General features: G+C 70.9%; 11 protein-coding genes and 4 tRNA genes. 7 read left to right on the top strand and 8 right to left on the bottom strand.

The window, feature by feature from the left end:
- Nucleotides 1–4: 4 nt before the first annotated feature.
- Entirely contained in the window at nt 5–1,069 is a 1,065-nt protein-coding gene (locus ABD810_RS10045; protein ID WP_344937133.1) for a polyprenyl synthetase family protein, read from the top strand.
- On the opposite strand, the gene ABD810_RS10040 is transcribed toward ABD810_RS10045, so the two are convergent.
- Both ABD810_RS10040 and ABD810_RS10035 read right to left on the bottom strand, forming a co-directional pair.
- Nucleotides 1,036–1,695, bottom strand: a complete 660-nt coding sequence (locus tag ABD810_RS10040; protein WP_344937130.1) for a response regulator transcription factor — start codon at nt 1,693–1,695, stop codon at nt 1,036–1,038. The two genes, ABD810_RS10045 and ABD810_RS10040, sit on opposite strands and share 34 nt — an antisense overlap.
- 62 nt (nt 1,696–1,757) lie before the next feature.
- Nucleotides 1,758–2,993 (bottom strand): sensor histidine kinase, encoded by a 1,236-nt coding sequence (locus tag ABD810_RS10035; protein WP_344937574.1) that lies wholly within the window; start codon nt 2,991–2,993, stop codon nt 1,758–1,760.
- A 293-nt stretch (nt 2,994–3,286) separates the two neighbouring features.
- Between ABD810_RS10035 and ABD810_RS10030 the strand changes: the two genes are divergently transcribed.
- Together ABD810_RS10030 and ABD810_RS10025 are read left to right on the top strand one after the other, a co-directional pair.
- Nucleotides 3,287–3,817, top strand: coding sequence for a SigE family RNA polymerase sigma factor (locus ABD810_RS10030; RefSeq protein WP_344937127.1), 531 nt, complete (start codon nt 3,287–3,289; stop codon nt 3,815–3,817).
- Complete coding sequence (locus tag ABD810_RS10025) at nt 3,817–5,019, top strand: hypothetical protein (RefSeq protein WP_344937125.1); 1,203 nt, start codon at nt 3,817–3,819, stop codon at nt 5,017–5,019. The genes ABD810_RS10030 and ABD810_RS10025 overlap by 1 nt, the downstream gene beginning before the upstream one ends.
- Before the next feature lie 26 nt (nt 5,020–5,045).
- Here ABD810_RS10025 and ABD810_RS10020 read toward each other — a convergent pair whose 3' ends face one another.
- The 3 genes from ABD810_RS10020 to ABD810_RS10010 are packed head-to-tail and all read right to left on the bottom strand — an operon-like array spanning nt 5,046 to nt 8,151.
- On the bottom strand, nt 5,046–5,999 hold the full coding sequence (locus tag ABD810_RS10020; RefSeq protein ID WP_344937123.1) for a pirin family protein: 954 nt from the start codon (nt 5,997–5,999) through the stop codon (nt 5,046–5,048).
- A gap of 38 nt (nt 6,000–6,037) precedes the next feature.
- On the bottom strand, nt 6,038–7,858 hold the full coding sequence (glmS, locus tag ABD810_RS10015; protein ID WP_344937121.1) for a glutamine--fructose-6-phosphate transaminase (isomerizing): 1,821 nt from the start codon (nt 7,856–7,858) through the stop codon (nt 6,038–6,040).
- A gap of 17 nt (nt 7,859–7,875) precedes the next feature.
- Complete coding sequence (locus tag ABD810_RS10010; RefSeq protein ID WP_344937119.1) at nt 7,876–8,151, bottom strand: hypothetical protein; 276 nt, start codon at nt 8,149–8,151, stop codon at nt 7,876–7,878.
- A gap of 264 nt (nt 8,152–8,415) precedes the next feature.
- Here ABD810_RS10010 and ABD810_RS10005 point away from each other — a divergent pair.
- The 4 genes from ABD810_RS10005 (at nt 8,416) to ABD810_RS09990 (ending at nt 8,805) form a co-directional block, all read left to right on the top strand.
- A tRNA-Gly gene (locus ABD810_RS10005) sits at nt 8,416–8,487 on the top strand.
- An 11-nt stretch (nt 8,488–8,498) separates the two neighbouring features.
- Nucleotides 8,499–8,569, top strand: a tRNA-Cys gene (locus ABD810_RS10000).
- A gap of 74 nt (nt 8,570–8,643) precedes the next feature.
- Nucleotides 8,644–8,715, top strand: a tRNA-Gly gene (locus ABD810_RS09995).
- Nucleotides 8,716–8,730: 15 nt separating this feature from the next.
- Nucleotides 8,731–8,805, top strand: a tRNA-Val gene (locus ABD810_RS09990).
- A gap of 85 nt (nt 8,806–8,890) precedes the next feature.
- Here ABD810_RS09990 and ABD810_RS09985 read toward each other — a convergent pair.
- The 3 genes from ABD810_RS09985 to ABD810_RS09975 form a co-directional block, all read right to left on the bottom strand.
- A complete protein-coding gene (locus ABD810_RS09985) occupies nt 8,891–10,609 on the bottom strand; it encodes an HAD hydrolase family protein (RefSeq protein WP_344937116.1) in 1,719 nt (572 codons plus the stop codon).
- Nucleotides 10,610–10,852: 243 nt separating this feature from the next.
- The gene (locus ABD810_RS09980; protein WP_344937113.1) at nt 10,853–11,344 is read right to left on the bottom strand and encodes a hypothetical protein; all 492 of its coding nucleotides are present in this window, start codon (nt 11,342–11,344) and stop codon (nt 10,853–10,855) included.
- 72 nt (nt 11,345–11,416) lie between these two features.
- The gene (locus ABD810_RS09975; protein ID WP_344937111.1) at nt 11,417–12,601 is read right to left on the bottom strand and encodes an ROK family protein; all 1,185 of its coding nucleotides are present in this window, start codon (nt 12,599–12,601) and stop codon (nt 11,417–11,419) included.
- Nucleotides 12,602–12,632: the final 31 nt, after the last annotated feature.

The following is a 12,632-nucleotide window of genomic DNA, read 5'->3' as shown; positions in this document are numbered from 1 at the left end:
CGCCTTGTCATCCTCATCCCTCACCCCGCCTGCCGCCGTGGCCGATCCGACCATGTGGATCATCTCCGACGACGCCCTCGCCGCGTGGATGCACCGGTCGCTCGCCGGCGTCGAGGCCCTGCTGCGCACCACGGTGCACCACCCCGGCGACCCGTTCCTGTCCACCGTGGCCACGCATCTCCTCGCGGCGGGCGGCAAGCGGATCCGCCCGGCGCTGGTGCTGCTCGCCGCGCGGTTCGGCGACCCCGACCGCCCCACCGTCCTGCGGGCGGCGGCGGCCGTGGAGCTCATGCACGTCGCCTCGCTGTACCACGACGACGTCATGGACGAGGCGGCCACGCGCCGCGGCGTGCCAAGCGTCAACGCGCGCTGGAGCAACCGGGTCGCCATCCTGGCCGGCGACTACCTGGTCGCCAAGGCGGCCGAACTCGCCGCGCCGCTCGGGGCGGAAGCGGTGGAGGAGCAGGCGCGGATGCTGACCCGGCTGGTCACCGGCCAGCTCCGCGAGACGGTGGGCGCCGGACGGCACGCCGACCCCGAGCGGTACTACATGGGCGTGATCGCCGACAAGACGGCGGCCCTGTTCACGCTCGCCGCGCGGCTCGGAGCGCACGCCTCGGGCGCTTCCGCGGAGGCCACCGACGCCCTGGGAGCGTACGGAGAGGCGCTCGGCATCGCGTTCCAGCTCGCCGACGACGTCCTCGACCTCACCGAGCCCTCCCTGCGGGCGGGCAAGCCGGCCAACGCCGACCTGCGGCAGGGCGTGGCGACCCTGCCGTTGCTACGGGCCGTGCGCGGGCGCGGCCGGGGATCGGCACGGCTGCGCAAGCTGCTGGCATCCGGTCCCATCAGGGACGCGGACAAGCTCGCCACCGCGGCACGCCTGCTCCGGCGCTCCCCCGGCCTGGCGGAGACGCGCGCGGAGGTGGAGCGCTACGCGAGCCGGGCCGGCCAGGCCCTGCTCCGCCTCCCGGCGTCCCCGGCGCGCGAGACCCTGACCACCATGTGCGACCACATCGTCTCCCGTGCCGGGCCTCAGCCGACCGGGCTGACGAACCCCGACTCGTAGGCGGTGATGACGGCCTGGGTGCGGTCGCGGGCGGCCAGCTTGGTGAGCACGTTGCCGACGTGGGTCTTGACCGTCTCCGCCCCCACCACGAGCCGCGCCGCGATCTCGGCGTTGGACAGGCCGGTCGCCATGAGCCGCAGGACCTCCTCCTCCCGTTCGGTCAGCCGGGCGCGGCGGAGCCGGTCACCGGCGGGACCGCCGGCCGCGCCGTACGAGCGGGCCAGGCGCCGGATCGCCGCCGGGAACACCAACGACTCTCCGCGTGCCACCACCCGCACCGCCTCCACGACCTCCGCCGGGCGGGTGCGCTTGAGCAGGAACCCGCTCGCGCCCGCGCGCAGCGCCTCGTACACGTAGTCGTCGTTCTCGAAGGTCGTGACGACCAGCACGCGTGGCGGCCCGCCGGAGGCGGCGAGCAGCCGGCGCGTGGCCTCGATGCCGTCGATGGCGGGCATCCGCACGTCCATGAGCAGCACGCCGGGCCGGGTGCGGGCCACCATCGCCATGACCTCGGCCCCGTCGGCGGCCTCGCCCACCACCTCCAGGTCGGGCTGGGCATCGATGATCACCCGCAGCCCGACCCGGACCAGCTCCTCGTCGTCGACGATCGCCACCCTAATCGTCACGCCCACTCCCCCTCGTCACGCCCACTCCCCTCGTCACATCCACTCCCCCTCGTCACGGCCACTCACGGCTCCCGCGTGGGCAGGCACACCGAGACCCTCCACCGCCCGCCGTCCGGCCCGGCCGTCATGGTCCCGCCGAGCAGGGTGACGCGTTCGCGCATGCCGTCGAGCCCCCGGCCGCCGCCCCGCCGTGGATACGAGCCCGTGACGGGATTGGCCACCTCGATCGCGAGCGTAGGGCCGTCGACGGCGACGTGCAGCGTGACCGGCACGGGACCGGCGTGGCGGAGCGCGTTGGTGAGGCTCTCCTGGATGATCCGGTAGCCCTCGCGCGACGCCGGGACGGGCACCTCGCTCAGGGAGCCCTCGACACGCGTCAGCACCTCCGCTCCGGTCCCGCGCGCGTGCGCCACGAGCGTGTCGAGGTCGGCAAGCCCGTGGTGCGGCGGCCGGCCGGTGGGCTCGTCCTCGCGCAGCATGCCCAGCACGCGGTCAAGGTCCTCCGTCGCGGCCCGCCCGGTGTCCTCGATCGCGACGAGCGCGCCGCGCACGAAGGCCGGATCGGTGCCGAGCACCTGCAGCGCGGCGGCCGCCTGCAACGTGGTGACGGTCAGGGCGTGCCCGATGGAGTCGTGCAGCTCTCGGGCGAGCCGGTTGCGTTCGGCCAGCCGCGTGGCGCGCGCCTCCAGCGCCGCGATGCGCTCCGCCGGGGAGGGCCCGAGCAGCACCGGGGCCATGACCGCCGCCAGCGCCCCGAGCCCCGCCACGGCGTAGACGACGCCGACCAGCATCACCACGCCGAGCAGCGTCAGCCACCCGGTGTCGTGCTCGGTCAGCGGCCCGGCCCGGAAGCCGTCCAGCGCCCCGCCCGCGAGGCCGAACCGCTGGACGATGAAGAACACGCCCAGCACCAGCGGGACGAGGAGCAGCAGGACCACCAGCCCGCCGATGGCGAGGTGGAGGGTGAACCACAGCGCGGCGCGCAACCGGGTCTCGCGCTCCTCACGCCAGGACCCGGCGGTCGCGGGCGGGTCCGGCAGCGGCACTCCGAGCAGCGACCGAGCGGCCACGATCTCCAGCGCGCGCGTGCCCCGCAGGAACGGCGGCACGCAGGCCACCAGGACGGCCAGCGCGAGCACCAGCAGGATCAGCGCACGCGGCGTCTGCGGCACGCTCAGCATCCGTGCGAAGGCGGCGCCCATGAGCACGTACGGCAGCAGCAGCACGCCACCCAGCAGCAGATGGATCCCCCGCCGATAGGTCGCCCCGCTGACCAGCGGCGCGACCGCGGCTCCCATTCTCACGCCGCCATTGTGGCGCGAATCGCGCGCCGGGGCTCAGTCCGGGCGGGGACGCACCTCCACGTACGACACCGCCGGCATGGGAAGGTCGAAGGCGAGCCGGACCGTGCCGTCGACGGGACGCGCGAGGACCGGAGGGTGGAGCCAGTCGAAGCGCTTACAGTGCCCCGAGTTTGTCGCCGTGTGTCCAGGATGTAAATGCCGCGAACGGTTCAAGTGATCCCTGGCGGTTCGCCGCGAGTGCCAACGGATCGAGTGCCTCGGCTCGTATGTGGAGCAGAGGAGGTGTCGTGGATCGTCATGAGGAATTCCGCGAGTTCGTGGCGGCTCGGGGCCAGGCGCTCATGGGGACGGCCTATCTGCTGACCGGTGGGCGGCATCAGGCCGAGGACCTGTTGCAGACCGTGCTGACCCGGCTGGTCACCAGATGGCACGGCATCCAGGCCGACGGCAACCCCGAAGGTTACGTGCGCACCGCCCTGTACCGGGAGTTCGTGTCCTGGCGCCGGGTCGCGAGGAACCGCGAGATTCCTCGTGCGGACATGCCCGATATAGCAGGACATGAGAACCATGAGGACACGGCGGTCCAGCGGGTGGTGCTCGAACACGCCCTGCGGCGGCTGACCCCTCGGCAGCGGGCCGTGCTGGTGTTGCGGTTCTACGAGGACCACAGCGAGGCCGACACCGCACGCATCCTCGGGTGCTCGGTCGGCACGGTCAAGAGCCAGACGCACCACGCCCTGCGCAGGATGCGCACGCTGGCGCCGGAACTGGCCGATCTGCTGTCCGAGACCCACCTGACGACCCCTCGGAGCAGATGATGACGCGGCTCAAGGACATGCTGGGAGAGATCGCCGCCCAGGGGCCGGCGATCGGAGACGTGGCCGACCGCGCGATCGGCGGCGCCAGGCGGCACAGGAGGCGGCTCCTGCTCCTCCCGGCGCTGGCCGTGGTCGCCTCGATCGCGGTCGCGGTCGCACTGGCCCGGCTCCCCACGACAGACAAGGACATGGTTCCGGCGATGCGTCCCGAAGTGACCAAGACCATCACGTTGCCGTCGAGGACGCCGGCGGCGTTGCCGTCCGGCGCGGTCCCGCCCGCGCTGCTGGCGTACACCTCGCCCTGCGAGCTCGTGCCCGAGCCGAAATGGCGGGACTGCGCCCAGTGGCGGCTGCTCACCGTCGACGGCCGGCACTTCCGCGTGCCCGACGCGATCGCGCCCGAGATCCGCAACGGCATGGTGGAGAACGACGGCGCCCTGGCGATCGCGCCCGATGGACGCATGATCGCCTACTTCGACGAGGCGGGACGCCTGCTCGTCCACGACCTGGCCACCGGTGAGGTCCGCACCGCCTTCACCGTGGAACGGGCCGTCCTGTCCACGGTGACCGCGCACATCGCCTGGGCACCGGACGCCCGGCGGCTGGCGGTCGGCTTCGAGCCGCTGGACGACGCCCGGCCGGCACGGCAGCCCGCCATGCTGGTGGATCTGGCGACGACACGCGCCACCGAGCTACCGGGACACTGTTGCGTGCTGGGGCTCGGAGCGGGCGACGCGTTGATCCCCATGTACGACGCCTACGCGAACACCATGGGCAGCGGTCATCTCAGGCTCGTCGCGGATGACGGCACCGTACGGAAGCAGGTGTCCATGGCGGGAGTGGAGCTCCAGAGCGTCTACGCCCAGAGTCCCGGCAACACCGCCATGTCCCCCGACGGCCGGCGCCTCGCCGCCCTGATCTGGCCGCAGGGCCCTGGACGGGTCCATGAGCGGGCCCCCGACCTCAGGATCATCGACGCCCACCAGGGGAGCATGGGCGAAGGTCGCTCCTACCCCCAGTTCAGGCAGGCGATGGCCGAGGCGCGGCTCATGGGGTGGCGGGACTCCTCCACGGTCCTGGTCGGCATGATGTGGGAACGGCTGGGGATCTACGCGGTCCGTACCGACACCGGCGAGGTCGACCAGCTCATCCGGTTCACGAACCGCCCCGACAGGCTGAGCGTGGCCACCGCCCTGCTCTGACCACCACCCCGGAGCGCCCTCCGGGGTCAGCGCCGGCGGCCCCGGGGCTTGAGGGGCGTCGCGGGGAGGGCCGGGGCGGGGAGGGGATCGCCGTCGTAGCCCTGCACGGTGCCGAACTCACTTCCCCTCGACCACTCCTCGCGGAACCGTTCGATCTCCTCGTGGCCGCGGCCGACGAAGTTCCACCACATGACCAGCTCCTCCTCGAACGGCTCGCCGCCAAGGAACAGGACGCGGCTGGGACGCCGGGCGTGGAAGACCAGCTCGGACCGCCCGGGTCCGAAGTAGAGGAGCGGCCCGCGGTCGAGCTCGACCCCGTCCGCGTCGATCCCGCCCGACAGGGTGATCACGCCGTACTCGAAGTCCGGCCGCACGGGGACTCGGATCCGCGCCTGGTCGTCGAACGCCATCTCGGCGCCGACCAGAGGCGTGTAGGTCCGCGCCGGTGAGACCAGCCCGTCGAGCTCTCCGGCGATCACGGTCACCGTGACGCCGGGCAGGGTGAGCGCCGGGAGGACCGCATGGTGGTCGAAGGAGGGCTCGACGTGACGGAAGGCGTCCGGCAGCGCCACCCACAGCTGCACGCCGTGGAGCACCGCCTCCTGCGGCGACTCCTCGGAGTGGGAGATCGCACGGCCGGCCGTCATGAGGTTCAGCCCGCCGGGCTTGATCAACTGCTCGCTGCCGATGCTGTCGCGATGCAGCACCTCTCCCTCGAGCAGCCAGCTCACCGTCTGCAGCCCGGTGTGCGGGTGCGGTGGCACCCGCATGCTCGCCGGCTCCGGGCCGTAGTGGTCCACGAAGCACCAGGCCCCGACCATCCGGCGGTCCCGGTTGGGCAGGGTCCTGGTGACCTTCATCCCTCGCGGCCCGCCCAGCACCACGTCGCGGCCGATGAGCAGCTCGCGCGCCGGCCCTTCCGCGCTCTCGCTCCGGCCGCCGCACGCCGTCTCCTGCGGATCCCGTTCCAGGTTGCTCACCAGACGACTGTACGACTCCTCCCGCTATCGCATGTTGGTCATTCGACCGTCACGCTCTTGGCGAGGTTGCGGGGCTTGTCGACGTCGCGTTCGAGGGCGACGGCCGCGTGGTAGGCGAGGAGCTGCAGGGGGATGCCGAGCAGGATCGGGTCGAGCTCGACCTCGTTCTTCGGCACCACGATGACGTCTTCGACCAGCTTGCTGTCGGGCACGCGGTGGCCGACCATCAGCACCTTGCCGCCACGGGCGCGGATCTCGCCGAGCGTGGTGAGGTTCTTGTCGAGAAGCTCGTCGTCGGGCACGATCGCCACGGTCGGCATCTCAGGGCCGATCAGCGCCAGCGGGCCGTGCTTGAGCTCGCTCGCCGGGTACGCCTCGGCGTGCACGTAGGAGATCTCCTTGAGCTTCTGCGCGCCTTCGCGGGCGACCGGATAGCCGCGCACCCGGCCGACGAACATCATGCTGGGATGGGTGGCGTACTTCTGCGCGAGCGCCTCGATGATGTCGCCCTGCTTGACGATCTCCTCGATCTGGTCGGGGAGCTTCCGCAGCCCCTCGACGATGCGCCGCCCGTCGGCCGGCGACAGGTCGTGCACCCGGCCGAAGTGCAGGGCGATGAGGGCGAACGCCACGGCCGTCGAGGTGAAGGCCTTGGTGGAGGCGACCGAGACCTCTGGCCCGGCGTGCAGGTAGACGCCGCCGTCGACCTCGCGCGCGATCGCGCTGCCGACCGCGTTGACGACGCCGAGCACCCGGCCGCCCTTGCGCTTGAGCTCCTGCACGGCCGCCAGGGTGTCGTAGGTCTCCCCCGACTGGCTCACGGCGACGTACAGCGTGTCGTGCTCGACGACCGGGCTGCGGTAGCGGAACTCCGAGGCCGGCTCGGCGTCGGCGGGGATGCGGGCCAGCTCCTCGATGAGCTGGGCTCCGATCTGGCCCGCGTAGTAGGCCGAGCCACAGCCGATGATCTTGACGCGCCGGAACGCGCGGGTCTCGCGGGGGTCGAGGTTGAGGCCGCCGAGGTGGGCGATGTTGAACCGGCCGTCGAGGCGGCCGCGCAGCGTGCGGGCCACCGACTCGGGCTGGTCGGATATCTCCTTGAGCAGGTAGTGCTCGTAGCCGCCGGTGTCGTAGTGCCCGGCGTCCCAGTCGACGGTCAGCGGCTTCTTGGAGGTGGCGCGGGCGTCCATGGTGAAGGTGTGGAAGCCGTCGGCCTTGAGCACGGCGAGTTCGCCGTCTTCCAGGTGGACGACCTGCCGCGTGTAGCGGACCAGGGCGGCCACGTCGGAGGCGCAGAACATCTCCTTCTCGCCGATGCCGATGACGATCGGGCTGCCGTTGCGTGCGACCACGATCTCGCCGTTGCGCTCGGCGTCCAGCACGGCGATGCCGTACGTGCCGACGATGCTCTTCAGCGCCTTGCGGACCGCGTCCTCCAGGGAGTCGGTCTCCTGGACGGTGCGGGCGATGAGGTGGGCGAGCACTTCGGTGTCGGTCTCGGAGAGGAAGACGGCGCCGTCGGCGACCAGCTTGGCGCGAAGCTCGTCGGCGTTCTCGATGATGCCGTTGTGGACGACCGCGATCCGGTTCTCGGTGTCCAGGTGCGGGTGGGCGTTGACGTCATTGGGCACGCCGTGCGTGGCCCACCGGGTGTGCCCGATGCCGAGGCCGCCCTTGAACCTCGCCGGCACGGCCGCCGCGAGATCGGCGACCCTGCCCTTGACCTTGCGTACCTTGAGTCCCTTGTTGTTCACCACGAGACCGGCCGAATCGTAGCCGCGGTATTCCAGGCGCTGCAGTCCCTCCAGCAGGATCGGTGCCGCATCTTTCGGCCCGATATAGGCGACAATTCCACACATTTTCGATCTCCTTGGCGCTAGCCGTACACGATGCGGCGCAGTTGGCGCAGGGACAGCTCCGGTGCCGCGACACGGCGCATGGACAACTCGGCGATGATGCCCGGGAAGATCTGGTCGTTGGTGAGGCCACGAGCCTTCATCTCGGCGTGGCGGCGCCGGACGAACTCCTCGACGGACTCGGAGAAGTACGCGACGACCTCCGCCACCACTCGTGTGGCCTCTCCCGGCCCGAGCGACGTCGTGCGGGTCAGGTGAGCGATCAGATCCTCATAGGAATGCCGTGCGGTTGACACAGGCCAGGACTTTACGCAGGAATCAGTCGACACGCCAAGGATTCTGCCCGATTTCGGGCAGGATCACGCTCGCCTCAGCGGAGCCCGCCCCTTCCCCGCCATCACGGCGGGCGGTGGGCCGCGCCGGGCGCACACCTGTTGAACATGCCAAAGACTCGCTAAAGGCCCGTCGTTCGCGCTGGGATCGCGTCGTGGACTGCACACGCCGGGTCCGTGAACGCGCTAGAGTCTTTGCGTGGCCCGGGGAGCGTTCTTCGGGTTCACGCGGACGTGGCTCAGTGGTAGAGCATCACCTTGCCAAGGTGAGGGTCGCGGGTTCGAATCCCGTCGTCCGCTCGTCAGAGCCTGGTGGAGTGGCCGAGAGGCGAGGCAGCGGCCTGCAAAGCCGCGTACACGGGTTCAAATCCCGTCTCCACCTCGAGAGGTTCTCGCATCGTCGGGATCCGGTAAAGTTGGAGAGGCGTCACCGGGGCCACGGCCTCGCGTGATCGCGCGGACGTGGCTCAGTGGTAGAGCATCACCTTGCCAAGGTGAGGGTCGCGGGTTCGAATCCCGTCGTCCGCTCTGATTCCTCATCGAGGGCGATTAGCTCAGTGGGAGAGCGCTACCTTGACACGGTAGAGGCCACTGGTTCAATCCCAGTATCGCCCACCACCACCCAATCCCCAGGCCCGCGGCCTGGGGATTCCGCTTTCCCGTCACCAGGGTGCCGGGCACACGGCCTTCCGGAGGCGGCTCCTCAGTGGTCCGGGTCGTGGTCGGTGGGCTCGGCGGGCAGGGTGTAACGCTCGTCGATCATTTCGGCCACCCGTCGCCTGCTGTCCTCGGCCGCGGGGTCCTTCTCCGCCTCCACGCCGGCCACCTCCTCGGCCAGCTCGTCGTCGCCCAGCGACTCGCGGATCCACGCCGAGTAGTCGCCGCGGCCGAGGTGGTGCAGCCAGGTCTCGTCGTCCACGCCCTCGGCGAGCTCGACGAAGGTGTGCAGGTTGCGTGCGCGCAGCCGCATCCGGTCGTCCGGACCGGTGAAGTAGAAGCTCTTCTCCTTGGACATCGTGCCCGCCGCGTACTTGCGCCGGTGGCGGCTTCGCTCGGTCCGGCCGGGTAGCAGTTTCACGCGTTCGGCGCGGTCTGCATCGGTGTGCCACAGGGCGATGTCGCCCTCGTCCCCCTCCTGGGTGGGAGCCGGGCGGTGCAGCGGCTCGGCGAACGCGGCCAGCGTCTGGTCGCCGTCCGGGCCGACGGCGATCACGGAATTGACCAGCCGCAGCGCGGCCGGGCTCAGTGCCTCGGGATGCACGGTGATGAGCATCAGCGAGCCGACGTCCCGGGGATCCTTCAGGGGAACCTCGCTGAGCTCGGCCGGCATCAGATGGTGCGCCTCGTCGACGATCACCCAGTGGGGGTGGCCGAGACGGGCACGGAGGCTGGACAGCCGTGGAAGCAGTTCGGCGAAGAAGGCGGGCCGGTCGCGCAGCGCGAGCCCGATCAGGTTCACGACGACGTTCTGCCTGGGCGGCTCCAGCAGCCGCAGCACCTCTTCCACACTCGGTGCCCGTTTGGTGTCGCCGAGCACGTTCGCGTCGGGATATTCGCTGTAGTCGCCTTCGGGATCGATGACCACGCACTGGTACTCGGCCTCGGTGAGCCTTTCCAGGAGGGCGGTGGTCACCGTGGACTTGCCGCTCCCGGAGGGGCCCGCCACCGCCAGCCCGGTGCCGTACGGCACGAGCCGCACTTCCCGTTCCTCGTGGTGTCCGAGCAGGACGTGCCGGCGGCCGACCTCCACTCCGTCGAGGTCGGTGGCGAGCAGCAGCTCCGCCAGTTCGGTGACGCCCTCGCCCGCCTCTTTCGAGAGCAGCAGATCACAGCGCTCTTTGAGCGAGGGCAGGGCGTTGGCCACGGCGGCCCCGCATTCGGCGGTGGTCAGGAACGCGTGGTCGTTCTCGGCGTCGCCGACGGCCACCACGTTGTGCGGGGAGACGTCGAGCCGTTCCAGCGCCGCCGCCAGCCCGGTGGCCTTGTTCACCCCCGGGGGGAGCACCATGACCGCGCCCTTGTTGTGGATGACCTGAAGCTCCAGGCCGAGGTCACGGATCGCTTCCAGCACGTCGGTACCGTACGGTTCCCGGGTCGCCACGATGACGTGACCGGCGCCCAGCGGGGTGGCCCCCTTCTCGCGCAACCGGTTCACGAACTCCACGGGCGGGGGCTGGGCCAGGGCGTCCCTGGTGCGCTGTCCCGGGTCGTAGAGCAGGGCCCCGTTCTCCGCGACGATCAGGTCGAACAGCTCCGCACTCGGAAGGTGGCCGAGCAGGTCGTCCAGCTCACGCCCGGTGACGAGGATGAGCTTGCGACCGGAACGTGAGACCCGTTCCAGCGCCTCCGTCGTCGCCTGCGGAACCTCACCTTTCGTGGCCAGGGTCTCGTCATAGTCACACGCCAGTACGTGATATCGCATGCGGGGCTCTCTACCCCGGCATATCCGGAGACTGCCTGCCTTCCGCTTAAATATCCGCAGAAAAGGCGCAAGGTCCGCGTGGCCTCTCCATCATTGCCGTTAGCCCCTGAAACCACTTCTGTCATGTCGTTTGGCACATCACGTCAAACGGGTTACAGCTTGGACAAGCTCCCCACAGCCGGAGAAATGTTACTTATGATCTATCCCTGTGAGTGACGCGGACTCCGTCGGCGCGGCCGCCGATCAAGCTGCACGTCGCAAGCGATTACTGGTCATGGCGGGTGTCCTTCCCGGCACTCTGCTTCTGGCCTCGGCGGTGATCATCGCCTCCGGGTCGTTCACCTCAGACGTAAGGGTGACGCCCGGCCCTCCGATCGACGGCCTCAAGTGGCCGCTACAGCCCGCCACCTCGGCCCCGGGCCCCGTCTCCCCCACCTCGTCACCGACGTCACCGTCGTCGCCGGGAGTGACGGCCTTCCCGGCCCGGAGCCCGGGGCGGTCCACACCCGCCGCGACGCCCAGCCCTCTCCCACGGCCGACCGCCTCCTCCAGGCGCAGTACCGTGCCCTCGCCCAAGCGCCTGCCGTCGGCGTCACCGGAAGGCCGGCCGCGTTCGACCGCCACCCGCACGCCGTCGCCGACCGCGCCGACACCCACCGGCCGGCCCACCGAGCAGTCCACCAGGCAGCCGGTCACCCCGGCACCGACGACCAAGCAGCCGCATCCGCCTGCCACCAAGCATCCACCGGGCGAGAAGCCCGACAAGACAAAGGGCCCACACGGCTCACCGTGAGGTGTCGCCGCCGGTCAGCCGGTCGCGGGGACGCGGGCGGCGGGGGTGGCGTTGAGGAACTCCTCGATGACCAGCGTGGCGGCGCCCAGCGCCACGGCGTCCGGGCCGAGGCGGCCCAGCACGATGGAGCTGGCGGCGTACGGCTGCGCCAGGGAGTTCGCGGCGACCACGTCGCGGATCTCGGGCAGCAGGGCCTCGCCGAGCAGGAGCCCGACCCAGCCGCCGATGATGATGCGCTCGGGATTGAGCAGGTTGACCAGATTGGCCAGGCCGACGCCGAGATATTCCACGGTCTCCTCCACCACGGAGGATCGCGACGCCAGCACGCGGGTCAGCTCCTCCTGCCAGCCGGCCTTCTGCGTGGACACCCCCGCCCTTTCGAGGATGGCCTCCGCCCCGATGTAGGCCTCCAGGCATCCCCGGCCGCCGCACCGGCACGGCCGGCCGCCTGCGACGATCTTCGTATGGCCCCACTCGCCGGCGCTGCTGCTCACGCCGTGGAACGTCGCCCCGTCGGCGACGACGGTGGCCCCCACGCCCGCGCCGATCAGGACGATGACGGCGTTCGCCGCGCCCCGGCCGGAGCCGAACCACAACTCGGCCTGGCCCATCGCCTTGGCGCCGTTGTCGACGTACAGCGGGAGCGAGGTGCTCGCGCGTAGGAGCGCTCCCATTGGCACGCCGTTCCAGCCGAACGCCTTGGCGTGGATCACGTCGGTGCCGCGCTCCACGATGCCGGGGACCCCGATCCCGACGCCGAGCACCCGCTCGGCGGGGATCCCGGCGTCGGAGAGCACCACCTCGATGCCCGCGAGGATGTGCATGGCGACCAGCTCGGGCTCGTGGCGGGCCGGCCGCAGGGCGTACTCGACCTTGGCGCGCTGGTGCATCTCCAGGTCGAACAGCTCGACGCGCACGTGGGTCTCGGCGACGTCGACGCCGATGGCGTAGCCGTACAGAGGGTTGACGCGCAGGAGCACTCGCGGTCGCCCGCCGTCGGAGTCGACCTGGCCGGCTTCGACGACGATGCCGTCGCCCAGCAGGCCACCGGTCATGGTGCTGACCGTGGCCGCGCTCAGGCCGGTCAGCCCGGAGAGGTCGTTTCGGCTGGCCGGGCCGTCGAAGTACAGCGTTCGCAGCAGCATGGCGCGGTTGCCTCTGCGGACATCCCGCACCGTCCTGCGCTCAGGCCTTGCCATGACGTACCTCCACGAGTTCACGGCCATGTTA

It is taken from the genome of Sphaerisporangium flaviroseum, from assembly GCF_039537005.1.
In the GTDB taxonomy this organism is placed as follows: domain Bacteria; phylum Actinomycetota; class Actinomycetes; order Streptosporangiales; family Streptosporangiaceae; genus Sphaerisporangium; species Sphaerisporangium flaviroseum.
Note: the sequence above shows the minus strand (reverse complement) of the source record. Positions and strands in the feature narration are given on the sequence as shown.